18 protein-coding genes are annotated in these 16402 nt (G+C 65.7%); all 18 read left to right on the top strand.

Annotation, left to right across the window (positions count from 1 at the left end; genetic code table 11):
* Window positions 1-10: 10 nt before the first annotated feature.
* The 18 genes from sucC to BAU07_RS16920 all read left to right on the top strand — a co-directional run bounded on the left by sucC (window position 11) and on the right by BAU07_RS16920 (window position 16361).
* The gene (sucC, locus tag BAU07_RS17000; protein ID WP_066659859.1) at window positions 11-1171 is read left to right on the top strand and encodes an ADP-forming succinate--CoA ligase subunit beta; all 1161 of its coding nucleotides are present in this window, start codon (window positions 11-13) and stop codon (window positions 1169-1171) included.
* A 21-nt stretch (window positions 1172-1192) separates the two neighbouring features.
* Complete coding sequence (gene sucD / locus BAU07_RS16995) at window positions 1193-2074, top strand: succinate--CoA ligase subunit alpha (protein WP_066659854.1); 882 nt, start codon at window positions 1193-1195, stop codon at window positions 2072-2074.
* Window positions 2075-2653: 579 nt separating this feature from the next.
* Window positions 2654-3352, top strand: coding sequence for a TerC family protein (locus BAU07_RS16990; protein WP_066659852.1), 699 nt, complete (start codon window positions 2654-2656; stop codon window positions 3350-3352).
* A gap of 119 nt (window positions 3353-3471) precedes the next feature.
* A complete protein-coding gene (locus BAU07_RS16985; RefSeq protein ID WP_066659849.1) occupies window positions 3472-4191 on the top strand; it encodes a TerC family protein in 720 nt (239 codons plus the stop codon).
* Complete coding sequence (locus BAU07_RS27675) at window positions 4178-4300, top strand: hypothetical protein (protein ID WP_257739310.1); 123 nt, start codon at window positions 4178-4180, stop codon at window positions 4298-4300. The genes BAU07_RS16985 and BAU07_RS27675 overlap by 14 nt, the downstream gene beginning before the upstream one ends.
* Before the next feature lie 11 nt (window positions 4301-4311).
* On the top strand, window positions 4312-5247 hold the full coding sequence (gene hemC, locus BAU07_RS16980) for a hydroxymethylbilane synthase (RefSeq protein ID WP_066659847.1): 936 nt from the start codon (window positions 4312-4314) through the stop codon (window positions 5245-5247).
* A 19-nt stretch (window positions 5248-5266) separates the two neighbouring features.
* A complete protein-coding gene (locus BAU07_RS16975) occupies window positions 5267-6061 on the top strand; it encodes a uroporphyrinogen-III synthase (RefSeq protein ID WP_232338149.1) in 795 nt (264 codons plus the stop codon).
* A gap of 37 nt (window positions 6062-6098) precedes the next feature.
* On the top strand, window positions 6099-7325 hold the full coding sequence (locus BAU07_RS16970) for a uroporphyrinogen-III C-methyltransferase (protein ID WP_066659844.1): 1227 nt from the start codon (window positions 6099-6101) through the stop codon (window positions 7323-7325).
* Between the two features lie 3 nt (window positions 7326-7328).
* Window positions 7329-8933 (top strand): heme biosynthesis HemY N-terminal domain-containing protein, encoded by a 1605-nt coding sequence (locus tag BAU07_RS16965; RefSeq protein ID WP_066659841.1) that lies wholly within the window; start codon window positions 7329-7331, stop codon window positions 8931-8933.
* A 27-nt stretch (window positions 8934-8960) separates the two neighbouring features.
* Window positions 8961-9497 carry an inorganic diphosphatase gene (gene ppa / locus BAU07_RS16960; RefSeq protein ID WP_066659839.1) on the top strand — a complete coding sequence of 179 codons (537 nt, stop codon included), beginning with the start codon at window positions 8961-8963 and terminating at the stop codon, window positions 9495-9497.
* Between the two features lie 187 nt (window positions 9498-9684).
* Window positions 9685-10380, top strand: coding sequence for a fumarylacetoacetate hydrolase family protein (locus BAU07_RS16955; RefSeq protein ID WP_066659836.1), 696 nt, complete (start codon window positions 9685-9687; stop codon window positions 10378-10380).
* Between the two features lie 59 nt (window positions 10381-10439).
* A complete protein-coding gene (locus BAU07_RS16950; protein ID WP_415830388.1) occupies window positions 10440-10559 on the top strand; it encodes an entericidin A/B family lipoprotein in 120 nt (39 codons plus the stop codon).
* Window positions 10560-10849: 290 nt separating this feature from the next.
* The gene (locus tag BAU07_RS16945) at window positions 10850-11116 is read left to right on the top strand and encodes a hypothetical protein (RefSeq protein WP_066659828.1); all 267 of its coding nucleotides are present in this window, start codon (window positions 10850-10852) and stop codon (window positions 11114-11116) included.
* On the top strand, window positions 11113-12540 hold the full coding sequence (locus BAU07_RS16940; protein ID WP_066659825.1) for a pilus assembly protein TadG-related protein: 1428 nt from the start codon (window positions 11113-11115) through the stop codon (window positions 12538-12540). Before BAU07_RS16945 ends, BAU07_RS16940 begins: the two co-directional genes overlap by 4 nt.
* Window positions 12530-13144, top strand: coding sequence for a hypothetical protein (locus tag BAU07_RS16935; protein ID WP_066659822.1), 615 nt, complete (start codon window positions 12530-12532; stop codon window positions 13142-13144). The genes BAU07_RS16940 and BAU07_RS16935 overlap by 11 nt, the downstream gene beginning before the upstream one ends.
* Window positions 13144-13887, top strand: coding sequence for a hypothetical protein (locus tag BAU07_RS16930; protein WP_066659818.1), 744 nt, complete (start codon window positions 13144-13146; stop codon window positions 13885-13887). Before BAU07_RS16935 ends, BAU07_RS16930 begins: the two co-directional genes overlap by 1 nt.
* A 39-nt stretch (window positions 13888-13926) precedes the next feature.
* A complete protein-coding gene (gene cpaB, locus BAU07_RS16925) occupies window positions 13927-14826 on the top strand; it encodes a Flp pilus assembly protein CpaB (protein ID WP_198168814.1) in 900 nt (299 codons plus the stop codon).
* A gap of 182 nt (window positions 14827-15008) precedes the next feature.
* Window positions 15009-16361: a type II and III secretion system protein family protein gene (locus tag BAU07_RS16920; protein WP_232338148.1), complete on the top strand. Its 1353-nt coding sequence runs from the start codon at window positions 15009-15011 to the stop codon at window positions 16359-16361.
* Window positions 16362-16402: the final 41 nt, after the last annotated feature.

The following is a 16402-nucleotide window of genomic DNA, read 5'->3' as shown; positions in this document are numbered from 1 at the left end:
CAGGTAACACATGAAAATCCACGAGTATCAAGGCAAGGAACTGCTGAAGAAATTTGGCGTGACCGTGCCGCGCGGTATTCCCGCCTTCACCGTCGAAGAAGCCGTGAGCGCGGCTGAAAAACTGGGCGGGCCGGTTTGGGTCGTCAAGGCGCAGATACACGCGGGCGGTCGGGGCAAGGGCGGCGGCGTCAAGCTGGGCCGTTCCATCGATGAGGTCCGCAAGCTGGCGGGCGAGATCCTCGGCATGCAGCTGATCACGCATCAGACAGCAGCCCAGGGCCAGAAGGTCGGCCGCCTGCTGATCGAAGAAGGCGCGGACATCAAGAAGGAATACTACGTCGGCATCGTGACCGACCGTGGCACCCAGCGCGTCTGCGTGATGGCCTCCAGCGAAGGCGGCATGGAGATCGAAGAAGTCGCCGCGCACAATCCCGAGAAAATCCTGAAGGTTTTCGTCGACCCGGCCACCGGCCTGACCGATGCCGAAGCGGCTCAGTTGGGCCGCGGCATCGGTGTCCCGGAAGCGTCCGTCGGCAAGGCGGCCGCCGAGTTCCAGAAGCTGTACAAGTGCTATTGGGACACGGATGCTTCGCTGGCCGAAATCAACCCGCTCATTCTCACCGGCTCCGGCGACATCATCGCCCTGGACGCCAAGTTCAACTTCGACACCAACGCCCTGTTCCGCCACCCGGAAATCGTCGCCTATCGCGACCTGGATGAAGAAGACCCGGCGGAAATCGAAGCCAGCAAGTTCGATCTCGCCTATATCCAGCTGGATGGCAACATTGGTTGCCTGGTGAACGGCGCGGGTCTGGCCATGGCGACCATGGACACCATCAAGCTGTTCGGCGGCGAGCCGGCGAACTTCCTGGACGTCGGCGGTGGCGCGACGGCCGAGAAAGTGACCGAAGCCTTCAAGATCATGCTCAAGAACAAGAGCGTCAAGGCCATTCTGGTCAACATCTTCGGCGGCATCATGCGCTGCGACGTGATCGCCGAAGGCGTCATCACGGCGTGCAAGGCCGTCAACCTCAACGTTCCGCTGGTCGTACGGATGAAGGGGACCAACGAAGAGCTCGGCAAGAAGATGTTGGCCGATTCGGGTTTGCCCATTATCAGCGCCGACACGATGGCCGAAGCGGCCACCAAAGTCGTTGCCGCCGCCAAGTAAGCATTTGCCAAGGATTCATAAATGTCGATTCTGATCAACAAGGACACCAAGGTCATCACCCAGGGCATCACGGGCAAAACGGGGCAGTTCCATACCCGTATGTGCCGTGACTATGCCAATGGCAAAGCTGCTTTCGTGGCGGGCGTGAACCCGAAGAAAGCCGGTGAAGACTTCGAAGGCATTCCCATCTATGCGTCCGTCAAGGACGCCAAGTCGAATACCGGCGCCACCGTTTCGGTGATCTACGTGCCGCCCGCGGGCGCCGCCGCGGCCATCTGGGAAGCAGTCGAGGCGGAACTGGACCTGGTCATCTGCATTACGGAAGGCATCCCGGTTCGCGACATGCTGGAAGTCAAGAGCCGCATGAAGGCGAAGAACAGCAAGACGCTGCTGCTGGGTCCGAACTGCCCCGGCCTGATCACGCCGGACGAAATCAAGATTGGCATCATGCCCGGCCATATCCACCGCAAGGGCCGCGTGGGCATCGTCAGCCGCTCCGGCACGCTGACGTACGAGGCCGTCGCGCAGGTCACCGAGCTCGGCCTGGGCCAGTCCAGCGCCGTCGGCATCGGCGGCGACCCGATCAACGGCCTGAAGCACGTTGACGTCCTGAAGCTGTTCAATGACGATCCCGACACGGACGCCGTCATCATGATCGGCGAAATCGGCGGTCCCGACGAGGTGAACGCTGCGCAGTGGGCCAAGGACAACATGAAGAAGCCGGTGGTGGGCTTCATCGCCGGCGTCACCGCTCCCGCCGGCAAGCGCATGGGCCACGCCGGCGCCCTTATTTCGGGCGGCGCCGATACGGCGGATGCCAAGCTGGAAATCATGGAAGCGTGCGGCATCAAGACCACCCGCAATCCTTCCGAGATGGGCAAGCTGCTGAAGTCCGTGCTCTGAAATCCAGTCCGGCGGCGGGCCTTCGGCCCGCCCCGGCGCTGTGGAAACCCGCCGGTTTGGCGGGTTTTTTTTGCCGGTACGCCGCGTGGATTTCACCGGGCCGGCAGGCGGGCCGTCCGACGCACCAGCGAAGGCGGTATCTCGTGCGCAGTTCTCAGGCGGTATTCAGATAATGTTCAGTTTGTTTCCAGAATAAATTATGGACGGTCGAGGGATGTTCAGGGTCCATTCAGATTTTATTCAGAAATAATTCAGATTAAGTTCAGGGGTTATTCAGATTAAGGTTGGGCGCTGTATACGTTGAGCCGAATGTGTCGGCCTCCGTTTATTCAGCTTAATTTAAGATTAAAGAAAAGTTATTGAAAGAATAAGCCCGTGGGAGCGAATTTCCGCTGCGCCGCTGACAAAAAACCTGCTGTTTCCCTACATAAATCCGACAGCAAGCTGAATGTTTTGATCCTGCGTCGATATAATGACGGGCACCTGAAGTGCGTGAAACGGCGCATTCGACGCCGTTAATGGTCGCGCATTTTGACCGCCGTTCGGCTGCAACCACAAAGGGATCGAGGGAAGAGGAGTATGGAACTAACACAAGCTGCATTCTGGCTCGCATTGCTGCAGATTATCTGGGTCAATATTCTGCTGTCCGGGGACAACGCCGTCGTCATTGCACTGGCGGCCCGCTCGCTGCCCCCAAATCAACAGCGCAACGCCATCGTCATCGGTTCGGCGGCCGCCATTGTGATGCGGATCGTCCTGACCCTGGTCGCCGCCAAGCTGTTGCTGCTGCCGTGGCTGAAGCTGATCGGCGCGCTCCTGCTGGTCTATATCGGCGTGTCGCTGCTGATGCCGGAGCAGGAGGAAGACGGCAGCGGCAAGTCGCACGGCAACCTGTTCGCGGCCATCCGCACCATCATGATCGCCGACCTCGTCATGAGCCTGGATAACGTGGTGGCCGTGGCCGCCGCTGCCATGGGCGACACGACCTTGCTCATCATCGGGCTGGCCATCAGCATCCCGCTGGTCATCTTCGGCAGCACGCTCCTGCTGAAAGTGATCGAACGCTTCCCCATCATCGTGTGGGTCGGTGCCGCGCTGCTCGGCTTCATCGCGGGGGAACTGCTGGTCGGCGACCCGGCCTTGCAGGAACCCATTGCACGGATCGACTCCGCCCTGGGCGTCACGCAGCACAATTTTGCCCTTATGGTGGGGGCGGCAGGTGCGATACTGGTGCTGCTGATGGGAAAAATCTTGGTGGCGCGGAAGAACGCTGACTGAAAGCTGAATTACAATCCCCCCTTCGGGGCCCCGCGCCCGCCGCCGCAGACATGCCGGCGGGCGGGCCGGCGCCTTGCTGAAATCGGCTTAATCAAAACCATGTTGTAGGGGGTTGTGTCGTGCTTGAATTCTTCCAGACGCTCAGTTGGGCGGCCGTGTTCCAGATCATCATGATCGACATCCTGCTCGGCGGGGATAACGCCGTGGTGATTGCCCTGGCATGCCGCAATCTGGACGCCAAACGACGGATGCAGGGCATCCTGTGGGGCACCGCGGGCGCCATCTTTTTGCGCGTCATCCTGATTGCCTTCGCGCTCACCTTGCTCAGCATTCCGTTCCTCAAGGTAGTGGGCGGTTTGCTCCTCCTGTGGATCGGCGTCAAGCTCCTGATTCCCGAGCACGAAGGGCATGAAAAGATTGAAGGCAGCACGACCATCGCGTCTGCGATCAAGACCATCATCGTGGCTGATTTCGTGATGAGCCTGGACAATGTCATCGCCATCGCGGGCGCCGCCCAGAACGCCGACCCCAACCACCAGATCGGCCTCGTGATCTTCGGCCTCCTGGTCAGCGTACCCATCATCATCTGGGGTTCGACCCTGGTGCTCAAGCTCATTGACCGCTATCCGTTGGTGGTCACGCTGGGCGCGGCGCTGCTGGGTTGGATCGCAGGCGGCATGGTGGTTACCGACGTCGTCATCGAGCAGCGCTTCGGTGTCCAGCCGGCTATGGTTAAATTAGGCGCTGAAATCATCGGCGCGCTGATCGTCGTTCTCTTGGGACGGTGGCTGGCAAGCCGCAAAGTTGTCTCCAAGGAATCTTTGAATGAGTCTGCGTAAAACCGGCAAACCCCAGCAAGCCGAATCCGGCCTTAGCCTGCTCCAGGGCCTGTTCGTGCTTGCTGTGCTGGGTGTCATTGTCACCGTCGTGGCCGCCCATTTCGCCTGACGCCTGTCGCTGTGTCGGATCCCAAACGATTGATCATCGCCACCCGCGCCAGCCGTCTGGCGCTGTGGCAAGCCGAACATGTGCGCGGGCGCCTGCGGGCGCTGTATCCCGGTTGTGCGATCGAACTGCTGTCGTTGACCACGCGTGGCGACCAGATCCTCGATCGCACGCTATCCAAGGTGGGTGGCAAAGGCTTGTTCGTCAAGGAACTCGAATCGGCCTTGCTCGACGGCCGGGCCGATCTGGCGGTGCACTCCCTCAAGGACGTGCCCATCGACCTGCAGCCGCCTTTCGAGCTATGTGCCATGCTCGAACGCGCGGATCCGCGTGATGCCTTCATCTCCAACCGCTACGGGTCGCTGGCCGAATTGCCGGCTGGCGCCGTTGTTGGCACGTCCAGCCTGCGGCGCGAGTCGCAACTGCGCATGCGCTATCCGGAACTGGTCGTGCGTCCCTTGCGGGGCAACCTGGATACGCGCCTGAGCAAGCTGGACAATGGCGACTACGACGCGATTGTGCTTGCAGTGGTGGGCCTGGAGCGCCTCGGGCTGGCGCATCGCATCCGTGCGCCGCTCGATATCGACGAAAGCCTTCCTGCGGCGGGCCAGGGTGCGCTCGGCATCGAGATCCGCGGCGACAGGGACGACATGCGTGCCTGGATCGCGCCCCTGGCCTGCGCACGCACGACAGCATGCGTCACGGCGGAACGGGCTGTTTCGCTGGTGCTGGGCGGCTCCTGCCAGGTTCCCCTGGCCGCGCATGCCACCACCGCCGGGGGCGTCCTGCATCTGCACGCGCTGGTCGCGTCTATCGACGGCCGTCGCGTCGTGCGCGCCGAAGGGCAGGGGCCTGAAGAGGATGCGGCTGATGTCGGCGCCGCCGTCGCCCGTGAATTGCTGGATAAGGGCGCGGACAGCATCCTGGCTGAATTGGCCGCGTCCAATTGAGTCCCCGGCTGAAGCAGGGGTGAACCGCATCGTGCCGCCTACCGCCGTTCTGACGCGTCCCGCCGGTCGCAATGAAGACCTGGCGGTCCGCTTGCGTGAGGCGGGGTGGCAGGTCCACGAATGGCCGGCCCTGCACATCGAACCGATACCCGCGGTCGCGGATGCGGTGCCGCTTCCGCGCGATTTCGATCTGGCCATATTCGTCAGCGGAAATGCGGCGTCCCTCTATCTGCGTCAACTGCAGGGCCGGGGCCAGCGGACGTGGCCTGTGTCCTGTGTCGCGGCGGCGGTCGGTCCGGCCACGGCAGGGCGGCTCCGGGAATCGGGATGGATGAGCACCGGCTGCGCGGTCGTCCACCCGGCGGTGGAGGCGCCTCGCCATGATTCCGAAGCCTTATGGGACTGCCTGGTCGCCCGGGGGCCGCTTCCCCGGCGTGTCCTGCTGGTGCGTGGCGCGGAGGGTCGGGACTGGCTGGGCGAGCGCCTGCGCGAGCATGGCGCGCAGGTTACCGTGCACCCGGTATACCGGCGTACCGCTGCGCCCTGGGACGCCGCGGTGCTGGCGCAACTGGCCGACTGGCACAAGGCGGGACACCATCCCGCATGGCTGCTCACCAGCGGGGAAAGTATCGACGCCGTGCGCGCCAATGTGGCGCGGGCCGCCTCCTTGCCCTGGTGGGAGGCATGCTCCTTCGTCGTCACCCATGCGAGGCTGGTGCCCAGGCTGGGCTTGCCCGCGCCCGAGGCGGCGCACGACGTCCAGATATGCGCCCCAGCCGACGACGCCATCTTTAGCGCTTTTGTTTCCGGTTGAGTCCACGTTAAGCATCGCTACCGAATACAATCGCCCCATGACAGACAAGACTCCTGCCACCGCCCCGGCTGTCGAGCCAGCCGATCCCAGTACCCCGGCGTCCGCCGGAGCCAAGTCATCCCCAGCCAAGGGCGCCGGTTCGTCGCAAGGCGCCACATCGAGTCGACCACGCCGCACGGGAGGCGCTTCGCCCATGGTGGCGACCCTGGTCGTCGTGGTTCTGCTGGCCCTGGTTCTCGTTGCCGCCTTGTGGATGCAGCGTCAGCAGTTCCTGGCGGCAGGCCGCGAGATCGCCAGCCGGCTGGACAGCGTGAGCAGCGCCCTGGCCCAGACGCGTGCCGATACACGCCAGGCACTTGCGCTGGCCCAGGCGCAAAGCGAGCGCGTCGCCGCGCTCGAGAACAGCCTGCGGGAAGCCCAGAGCCAGTACTCCGCGCTGCAACAAGCGTGGCAGGATTTCAATGACAATGTCAGCGACGATGTGCTGGTCAATGATGTCGAGCGCCTGCTCACCATTGCCGACCAGCAACTGCGTTTGGGCGGCAGCGTCAGCAACGCCATCGTCGCCCTGGAAACAGCGCAGTCCCGCTTGGCGCGCGCGGGACGTCCGCGTTACGCCAGCCTGCAGCAGACCATCAATGGCGACCTCGATCGCCTGCGCGCCGTAAAGACCATCGACGTCGCCGCGCAAGCCGCACGCATCGATCGGCTGGTAATGCTGGTCGGCAAGGCGCCTTTGCTCGTGCCCGACGCAGTGGCACCCTCGGGCGCGACGCCAGCCGCCGCCGGCGCGCCCGTGCCCCCGCCACCCGCGGTGGCGCAGCCAGTCCCGCCGGCGGACGCGGCGTGGTGGCAGCGCTGGCGCGCCGAGATCGCGTCCTGGCCCGAGCGTGCCGGTGCAGCCCTGGTTCGTGAACTCGGAGACCTCGTGCGCGTGCAGCGTGTCGACGAGCCGAGTGCCCTGTTGCTTTCCCCGGAGCAGGCCGACCAACTGCGCGGTACCCTGCGCCAGCGCCTGTTGACGGTACAGTTGGCGCTGCTGATGCGCCAGCCCGATATCTGGAAAAGCGAACTCGACACCGTCGTGCGCACCCTGGACACGTACTTCGACCGTCGCTCCGCCGACACGCTTGCCGCCGTCGGCATGGCGCGCGAATTGGCCCAGACCGAGATCAAGGTCGCGGTCCCCGACGTTGCGGACAGCCTGAACGCCGTCGCGGCGCTGCGGGCGGCGGGGTCCGGTTCGTCGCAAGGGCGGGACTGAACCATGCGCGCCTGGTTCTGGACGTTATTGCTCGCCGCCGTGGCCGTGGCCGTGGCCGTGGTGTTGCGGGCGCATCCCGGCAATGTCTTGCTGCTGGTGTCGCCATATCGCATCGAGGTTTCCCTTACCCTGGCGGTGTTGCTGCTGATCGGGCTGTTCGTCGCCATCTATGTGGGCTTGCGCGTACTGGCATGGCTGGTGTCCATTCCGGAGCGCATGCGGGCCTGGCGCGGCCGGCGCGCGCAGGCGCGCGACCACGAACTGCTGGAGCGCGGCTGGATCGGTTTGCTGGAAGGCCGCTATGCCCACGCCGAAAAGGATCTGACCAAGCTCCTGGAACAGACCAAGGCGCGCAACCGCCGGGTGCTGGCTGCGCTGTCGGCCGCGCGGGCCGCGCAGGGACTGGGCGAATTCGTCCGCCGCGACATCATGCTGGACCGCGCCCGCGAGTATGCGGGCACCGATGCGGGCCTGAGCGAAGCCGTGGCCACCGTGACGGCGGACCTGCTGCTGGAACAGGGGCATCCGGAGCGCGCGCTGGAAGTGCTGGCCCCCTTGCAGGACGGTGGTGCGCGGCATCTGCATACGCTGCGCCTGCAACTGCGCGCCGAGCGCGCCCTCGGGAACCATGAACGCGTCTTCCCCCTGGCGCGCGGACTGCTCCGCCGCGGCGCACTGGATCGCGACGAAGCCTTGCGCATCATCGACGTGGCCGGTGCCGCGCGGCTGCGTGCCGGTATCGAGGGCGAAGGCTGGCGCGTGGTCTGGAAGGACCTCAAGGCCGAGGAACGCCTGCTGCCGGAAATCGCGCTCGCCGGCGCGGCCGCTTTCGAATCGGCCGGCGAGGCCGACGAAGCCGCACGGACACTCGAAGCGGCGATCGCCCATCGTTTCGATCACCGGCTGGTGGCGGCCTATTCGCGCGGCGAGGCGGCCCAGGTGCCCCGGCGCCTGGAGCGCGCGGAGAAGTGGCTGCATCAGCGTCCCACGGACCCTGAAGTGCTATCCGCCTTGGGCATGTTGTGCCTGACAGGCCAGTTGTGGGGCCAGGCCGAACGCTACCTCCTGCGCAGTGTCGAGCGGCGTCCCGATGCGCGCACGCATGCCCTGCTCGGCAGCCTGTATGACCGCCTGGACCGGCAGGGCGATGCCGTCCGCCACTGGCGCCTGGCCACGGCGGCCAGCATGGCCTTGCCCGTACTGGCCACGGATGGCGCCTTGCCCGCCGCCGACACGCACGCGGACCCGTCGCGCGTCGATCCGGAAAGCGGCTTTTTGTCGGATGCCGCCGAGGCGCCGGGACCGGTCAATGTCCACCCGCACGACCCGATACCGCTGGACGCGCCGGCGGCCGATTATGTGCTCGACCCGGATGCGCGACTGCAAACCGAAACGCCGGGGGCCGACCTCGCCACGCCAGCGATCCGGCCCGCGGAGGCGCCGGTCGATATCGAGGACTACTTCGACAGCGCGCCGATTCCCATTGCCGGCATGGACGCGGACGATGCGGTGCCCGCATCCGGAACCAGCACCACGCCGGCAAAGCAGGGCACCGCCGATCCGGCGACACGTCCCGGATCCGACGAGCCGCGCCGCGGCAAATCCTGATTCTCCCTTGACACGAAGGTCCCTACCATGAGTCTCGATCGCGTTGCTCCCGGCGCCAAGCTGCCGGACGAATTCAATGTCATCATCGAAATCCCCATGAACGCCGATCCGGTGAAGTACGAGGTCGACAAGGACAGCGGCGCCGTCTTCGTCGATCGCTTCATGCTCACGGCGATGCACTACCCCTGCAACTACGGCTACATCCCGCAGACCTTGTCCGAAGACGGCGACCCCGCCGATGTGCTGGTGATCACGCCGTTTCCCATTCAGGTCGGCGCGGTGATCCGCTGCCGGGCGCTCGGCGTGCTGGAAATGGACGATGAATCGGGCGGCGACGCCAAGCTGCTGGCCGTGCCGGTGGACAAGCTTTATCCGCCGTACCGCAACATCAAGTCGTATGAGGATTTCCCAGGCGAGGACATCGCCCGCATCCAGCATTTCTTCGAGCACTACAAGGACCTGGAAAAGGGCAAGTGGGTCAAGGTAAAGGGCTGGAAGGGTGTCGATGCCGCGCGCGAGGAAATCACCCGCAGCGTGGAGCGCTACGTCCAGGACCAGAAATAAGAGGCTTGGGCGCCAACGCGGAACGGGCCGGCTTGCCGGCCCGTTTGCTTGCGCGCCTTCCCGGCTGTCGGTTCGCTGAACGGCACCGGGAAACGCCGGTGATGCCCAAGCGGACCGAAAAGATTACACTCGCGCTTGATTATTTCAGCGCCGGTGGACCGGTCGCGTATCCAACGAGGTCAACAGCATGGACTATGTTTTGCCCCCCCCGGCGGCCGTTGCGGTCCCGGTAGCAGGTAGTGCCGCGTTATTTCCCGTTCGCCGCGTCTATTGCGTTGGGCGCAACTACGCCGAACACGCGAAGGAAATGGGTTTCACCGGGCGCGAAGATCCGTTCTTCTTCTGCAAGCCGGCCGATGCCATCATCAGCGTGCGCGACGGCGAAACGGGCAAGATGCCTTATCCCTCCAAGACGTCGAACCTGCACTACGAGATGGAGCTGGTCGTGGCGATCGGCAAGGCCGGCAAGGACATCCCCGTCGAAAAAGCCAACGACCATATCTGGGGTTATGCGCTGGGCCTGGATATGACCCGACGCGACCTGCAGGGCGAAGCGAAGAAGCAGGGACGTCCCTGGGAAGTCGGCAAGGCCTTCGACCAATCGGCGCCGCTGGGCCCCATTCATCCGCGCAGCGCGACCGGCATCATGGAGAAGGCGGACATCTGGCTGGACGTGAACGGCACGCGCAAGCAGAACAGCAATATCAGCGAGTTGATCTGGAATATCCCGGAAAGCATTGCCTATTTGTCCGGCTTGTTCGAATTGCAGCCCGGCGACCTGATCTTCACGGGCACGCCGGAAGGCGTGGGCGCGGTCGTCAAGAACGACCTCATGGTTGGCGGGGTGGCGGGGCTGGGCGAATTGCGCGTCCAGATCGTGTGATCGGCAGGGTGCCGGGATCGGCACCATCAAACGAAGGAGAGCAATCCATGCGCTCGAAGATGATGCTGACGACGTTGGTAGTCTTCGCGATGGTGCTGGCAGGATGCAATACGATTGCCGGTGCCGGCAAGGACATCCAGCGCGCCGGCAATGCCATCAGCAACGCCGCGGAGAAATGAACGCCGCGTCGTACTGACGGTTCGAACGCCGCCCCACGAGGCGGCGTTTTTTATGTGTCGCGCCTGAGCGGCATTTATTTTTTCTTGTGTCGTCGGCGTCGGCCATTTGTCGCGCGGGCCGCGGGCGCGCCCGGCGTTGGCGACGGTGCAGGGCTGGGGGGCTGATGTCAACCGGCGGCGATGGCGCACACTCCCCGCGCGATGTTCTGATCCACCTCGGCATGTACGAATTGGCGCCTCGCCGAGGGCCGCGCACACTGGATGCCTACCCCGTTTCAACGGAGACATCCATGGGCATCGACCGCAAACGCCAGCGCGGGCAGGGCATGACCGAATACATCATTGTGGTGGCCCTGGTCGCGGTGGCCGCCATCGCCGTGTACCAATTGTTCGGGCAAGTCGTGCGATCGCAGACGGCTGCCATGGCCCGGGAGCTTGCCGGTGAAAGCGGCGCCGACCAGTCCAGGGCGGCGCAGACGGCGGCGGACAAGGCCGCCGCCCAGGCCAAGGCCAAATCGCTCAAATCGTTCACCGGCAATGCCGGCGCGGCACAATGACACCGCGCCAACGCACTCGCGGACAGGCGCTGCCGCTGGCACTGGGCCTGGCGGCCCTTGGCGCATTGTCGCTCGTGGTGCTGTACAACCTGGGCCAGACCATTGCCGCGCGTACCCGCCTGACGCATACCGCCGATGCCGCGGCATATAGCGGCGCATTGGTGCAGGCCCGCGCGCTCAATCTGCTCGCCTATATCAACCGGGCGCAGATCGCGCACCAGGTCGCCATGGCGCATCTGGTCACGCTGGCCACCTGGACGCAGTTCGGGCAGGCGGAGCGGCAACGGCTGTTGCGCGGCAATCCTCCGGCCGCATTGATCGCGATGCTGTTCGGGCCGGTGCATGGACAGGCCTATGCCAGCGCCGCCGCTGGCATCGACGGCGCGGCGCTGGTCGACGAGTTCGAACGCGCGTATGCCAGTCATGACGCCCACGTGCATCAGGTCCTGGCCGCCGCGACACGGGCGACGATCGCCGATCTGCCGGCTAGCCGCCAGCGCGCCATGCAGGCCGTCGTGCGGGCCAACTATCCCGAGTTCCAAGCGCCCGGCAATGGCCATGACCGCCATGACGGCGAAGGACAACGGGACCGCTTGTCGATGAGGGTACTGGCCGATGAATGGCCCGGTTTTGTTCAGCGATACGCGGGGAACGGGCGAGGCGGTTTCCGCGCCATGATCCTTGGAGCAACGGAGCGGTACGGCTTCCTGGCGCCCAGGAATGGCATCGCACGCAACGCCTGGCCAGTCAGTTTCCGGTGTCCGGAGCGGCGGCATGAACTGCGCAGGCGCGGGGCCACCACGCTGGGCCGTGACGGGACATGGCGCTCCGTCGATACGCAGTCCTTCCACAAGCTGCGTTCCAATAAGTACATCGGCTGCTACTACCGCGAATATGCAATGGGCTGGGGCAAGGCCGATGGGCGCTTCGATCGCCGCGGCGGCGATGGCGACGCCGTGGCCATGGACGCGCCGGCAGACTTTTCCCGGCAGGACTTCTGGCGCTGGGTGCGGCAGCATACCTCCTGGGATATCGTCAACGGCGTGTCGAATCCGTTGGCCTACGCCTATGCGGTACAGGCGGCCACCCGTTGGCGCGGCGGCGGACAGCCTGCCTATGCCGAGGTCTCCCAGGTTCGCCGGGCCGCCCGTTTTGTCCTGCGGCTGGCGCAGCCCGCCCCGTTGCTGGCCACGACGGACGCTGGCAGCACGATCGCTTCGCCGCAGGGCCGCCTGGCTTATGCCGGCCTGCGCCGAGAGGACCAGGTCAGTGTGACCAGTGCGGCGGAAACCTACTTCGTCCGTCCTGTCGCGCGCCAGGACGGCTCCGTCGAGCTGGCCACCTTGTTCCGGCCGTACTGGCAAGCACGTCTGGCGCCGCGACGCCGCGGCCTAACCGGGACGGAGCCTCGCCATGCCCCGTGAGCGCCAACGTGGATACGCCATCGTAGAGGCCGTTGCGGTATTCGCTTTGCTCGCTGTGCTGATCGTGTCCGTGGTCGCCGTAGGGCGCCTGCAATGGCTCGGGCTGGGGGGAGCCCACGCCAGCCGCGTCCAGGCGTTTCGATACGCGCTGGGCGAACGTCCGCCGTCTTCGGCCCGGCTACGCGTCCGCCGGGAGGCGCAGCCTGCCTTTCCCGGCCCGGGCGGGACGCCTGTGCGGACCTTGCGGCACGAGCTGGATGTCGAGGACAAGGGCATCGTCACGGCGGTGGCCACCATGCCGGTACAGGTCCTTTATGCCGACGCATCGCAATGGGCGATGCGTCGGCATACGTCCGTATTGGCTGACGCAGGCCACGCCGGCAGCGACAGGCAGGCCCAGGACCGCATCGCGGCTTCGCCGCAAGCCTGGCGCCGGATCGCCGCACCGGGCCTGGCGGCCGGGCGGCAGGCCGCGTCGAGGTTCAAAGGCGTGGACCGCGCCTGGTCCCGCCCCGCACCGGATTTGGACTGGTTGACGCCCTGGGCCGACCTCGCGCCTCCTGGCCGGGTGCGACCGTCTTCACGCAGGCGAGGACGGCCGTGATGTCCCGCAGACCGCACCCCACGCTGCGCGCGGCATGGACAGTACTGGCCCTGGGCCTGCCAGCGCAGCCATGGCTGGCGGGCATTGGTGCCGGTACCGCCGTTGCATCGGCGGGCGCGCCTGCGGCCGATGTCGTGCCGCCCTCCTTGCCGCCGGGCGGTCACTATGCCGCGCTGGGAACGGCCCTGCGCATCCAGGGAAGGCCCTTGTCCGCATGGGTTTTCGAGGCGCCCGGCTCGATACCGGTCGTCGCGGCGTGGCTTACCGGACAGCAGCCTGCGCTGCGCGATATGTGGGTGGTGCCGGGCAGCGCGGTACTTGGCGGGGTGGAGCAGGGCAGGCATTGGGTGGCGCGGTTGTTCGATGCCGGGTGGGGCCGCACCCGTGGCACGATTTCCGCATTGCCGCTCGGCGATATGTCGGGCGCGTCTGCACCCACGCAGTCCTGGCAACGCCCCTGGCAACTGAAGGGTGGTCAATTGCGCTTCGAGCTGCAATCGCGCGTGGCGGGGGATACCGTGTTCGAGCAGGTGTGGACGCACGCGGCTCCGCCGGCACACCTGCGCAGAACGCTGTGGCGCGATCTGCGCGCCCAGGGTTGGCGGCCGGCGCCTGCCGCCGATGTGTCCATCGGCGACCCGGATCAAAACTGGTCGCGCGAACGGCAGCGGTTATCCCTGGTCATCGCGCCGATCGGTACTGGCGGCAGCGGGGTCACGGCCGTGCTTCGCGTAAGGGGGTAGGGCGATATGCCGGCCTGGATCCCGACGCAACGCTGGCTCATGGCGGTCGTTACGATCGTGGCCGGTCTGCTCGCTGCATGGGCGGCACGGCAACACATCCAGGGCCGTATCGAACAACTGGAAGCCGAGTCCCGTGTGCCGACGGTGAGTCGGCTGGTCGCGGCCTATGACCTGGCACCAGGAGGCCGCCTGGACGAGGAGCATGTCGCCGTCCGGGAAATCCCGCGTGAATGGGTCGCCAGCGATACGCTGGCGCCTGAAGATTTCGCAGCGTACATGGACCATGTATTGGCGCATCCCGTACGGCGAGGCGATCCCATCCTGCGGGCCCATCTGGCCAAGGAACGTGCGGCCTCGCTGTCGTCCCGTGTGCCGGCCGGCCGTCGCGCCATCACGATTCCCGTGGACGACATCAATTCCCTGTCCGGCATGTTGCAGCCCGGCGATCTGCTCGATCTCTACGTCTCGTTCGAGCATGCGCGCCGCCACGTCACGGCACCGTTGCTACAGGGTGTGCTGGTCCTGGCGACCGGACGAGATGGCGACAACGAAGAAGGCCCGGCGCCGTCCTTCTCGACGATTACCCTGGACGCCGGGCCCGAGGATGCCGTCAAGCTGGTTGCAGCCAGGCAGGCTGGGCGCATTACGGCCATACTGCGACACCATCGCGATGCGGCAACGGCCGCCACGGCGGCACGCGGCGACCTGGCGAGCCTGCTCGGCATCGATGTCAGCCATGGCGCACCGCCGGCTCGCATTCCCGTACTGTATGGCGATCGCCTTGCCGATGACGCGGCAGGCCAGCACGATCCCGATGACACCGACGGCGTCGCGGCCGGTCTGTTCCGGGCGGAGGTGCCCGCCGAACTCGTCAGCGCCGGACGCCTGCCGCCGGGATCGGGGCGCGCGACTGACCAGCGCGCGCCGGCGCTGCGGTGATGGCCCGGAGTAATCACATGCCATCGCCGCCTTCTGCCGCCGCGAACAGCCACATGCACGGTGCGTGCTTTTCGGGCCCATGGACCCGGCGGCGGCTGGAGTATCTGTGGCACTTTTGGCGCCCTGACCATATATGGCACCTGCGGCGCCCATGGCGCCCATGGCATATCGTGATCCTGGTCTTGAGCAGTACCTTTTCAGCCTCCGTTCCTGCCGCGCCTGCCGGCGTCGCCCTGCTGGAGCTGCAGGTCGGCGAAACTCGCGTGTTGACTCATCCCGGCGTGACCCGTGTCGCCGTCGGCAACGGCGCCGTCGTGCATGCCGTCGCAGCCGATTCCGCCGAAGTCATTATCTTTGCGCGCGCGGAAGGCGAGTCTTCCCTGCACGTATGGGCGGGGAAGAAGCGTATCGCCTACACCGTGCGCGTAGCGCCGGCCCAGTCACGACGCATGCGTGCGGAAGTGGACGCGCTGCTGGCGCGCATACCGGGGGCGCGCGGCGAAAGGATAGGCAACCAGATCGTCATCGAAGGCCATGATCTCTCGGATGCGGACCGCAGCCGTATCGCGGCCCTGGCGGAGCGCTATCCCCAGGTCCTGGATTTCACCGGCAAGGTGGGATGGGACCGCATGGTCCTGCTCGATGTCCAGGTCGTGGAGTTGCCGCGCTCACGCCTGACGGAATTGGGAGTGCGCTGGGATGCCGCCACGCAGGGTGGGCTGACGGCCGGCTGGGCCCTGGACGCCGCCACCTCGGGCCGGCTGACCGAGCGACCGGGGGAATCTCCCTTGGCCGTGCCGCTGCGCGCCGCGCCGGGTGTCGGCTACGCGGGCATGAACATGCTGCTGTCATCCCGTTTGAACCTGCTTGCCCAAACGGGTGAGGCCGTCGTGCTGGCGCAGCCCCAGCTGTTGGCGCGCAGCGGTTCAACGGCGGAATTTCTTGCCGGCGGCGAGGTGCCGTACGCTACCGTTGACAAGGACGGCAATGCCTCCACGCTGTTCAAGCCCTATGGTGTCTCCCTGCGCATCACGCCGACGATTGCCGCCAGTGGCACGGTTCGATCACGCATCGAAGTGGAAGCCAGCAACGTGGATGCATCGGTGACCGGCAATGGGGGCCCGGCGCTGAAGACGCGGCGCGCGTCTACGGAGTTCAACGTCCGGTCCGGCCATACGCTTGTGATAGGCGGCTTCCTGTCCCGGGAGCGAAGCACGGAGGACAGCGGCTTGCCGGGATTGCGGCATATCCCACTGCTGGGCGCCTTGTTCGGATCTCGGCGGCACCAGGTCAAGGAAACCGAGCTGGCGATCTTCGTCACGCCCATCGTGGTTTCCGAAAATCATGCCGCCATGCGGGAACCCGCGGTGAAGGCGCGCATGCATGTGGAGCGCGCCTTTCCGGAGCAGCCGCGCATGCTGATGTCCACGCCCGGAGGCGTGCAACGCGGCTGGGATCCTTACCTCGGCACGGGGTCGCAGTGGGCGTCGTCGGACCCGTCCCAAGGTGCCAACCAATATGATTTCAAGGATTGATACGTGCTCGAGATAGCGTTGCACTTCGAGGACGGCACGCA

The sequence above is a fragment of the Bordetella flabilis genome, from assembly GCF_001676725.1.
GTDB classification, from domain to species: domain Bacteria; phylum Pseudomonadota; class Gammaproteobacteria; order Burkholderiales; family Burkholderiaceae_B; genus Bordetella_C; species Bordetella_C flabilis.
This window is presented reverse-complemented; position numbering and strand designations above follow the sequence as displayed.

Excerpts from the sequence above, each read along its gene's own strand:
- sucC (WP_066659859.1), top strand. The coding sequence starts at position 11 with ATGAAAATCCACGAGTATCAAGGCAAGGAACTGCTGAAGAAATTTGGC.
- sucD (WP_066659854.1), top strand. The coding sequence starts at position 1,193 with ATGTCGATTCTGATCAACAAGGACACCAAGGTCATCACCCAGGGCATC.
- BAU07_RS16990 (WP_066659852.1), top strand. The coding sequence starts at position 2,654 with ATGGAACTAACACAAGCTGCATTCTGGCTCGCATTGCTGCAGATTATC.
- BAU07_RS27675 (WP_257739310.1), top strand. The coding sequence starts at position 4,178 with ATGAGTCTGCGTAAAACCGGCAAACCCCAGCAAGCCGAATCCGGCCTT.
- BAU07_RS16970 (WP_066659844.1), top strand. The coding sequence starts at position 6,099 with ATGACAGACAAGACTCCTGCCACCGCCCCGGCTGTCGAGCCAGCCGAT.
- BAU07_RS16965 (WP_066659841.1), top strand. The coding sequence starts at position 7,329 with ATGCGCGCCTGGTTCTGGACGTTATTGCTCGCCGCCGTGGCCGTGGCC.
- ppa (WP_066659839.1), top strand. The coding sequence starts at position 8,961 with ATGAGTCTCGATCGCGTTGCTCCCGGCGCCAAGCTGCCGGACGAATTC.
- BAU07_RS16955 (WP_066659836.1), top strand. The coding sequence starts at position 9,685 with ATGGACTATGTTTTGCCCCCCCCGGCGGCCGTTGCGGTCCCGGTAGCA.
- BAU07_RS16950 (WP_415830388.1), top strand. The coding sequence starts at position 10,440 with ATGATGCTGACGACGTTGGTAGTCTTCGCGATGGTGCTGGCAGGATGC.
- BAU07_RS16945 (WP_066659828.1), top strand. The coding sequence starts at position 10,850 with ATGGGCATCGACCGCAAACGCCAGCGCGGGCAGGGCATGACCGAATAC.
- BAU07_RS16940 (WP_066659825.1), top strand. The coding sequence starts at position 11,113 with ATGACACCGCGCCAACGCACTCGCGGACAGGCGCTGCCGCTGGCACTG.
- BAU07_RS16935 (WP_066659822.1), top strand. The coding sequence starts at position 12,530 with ATGCCCCGTGAGCGCCAACGTGGATACGCCATCGTAGAGGCCGTTGCG.
- BAU07_RS16930 (WP_066659818.1), top strand. The coding sequence starts at position 13,144 with ATGTCCCGCAGACCGCACCCCACGCTGCGCGCGGCATGGACAGTACTG.
- cpaB (WP_198168814.1), top strand. The coding sequence starts at position 13,927 with ATGGCGGTCGTTACGATCGTGGCCGGTCTGCTCGCTGCATGGGCGGCA.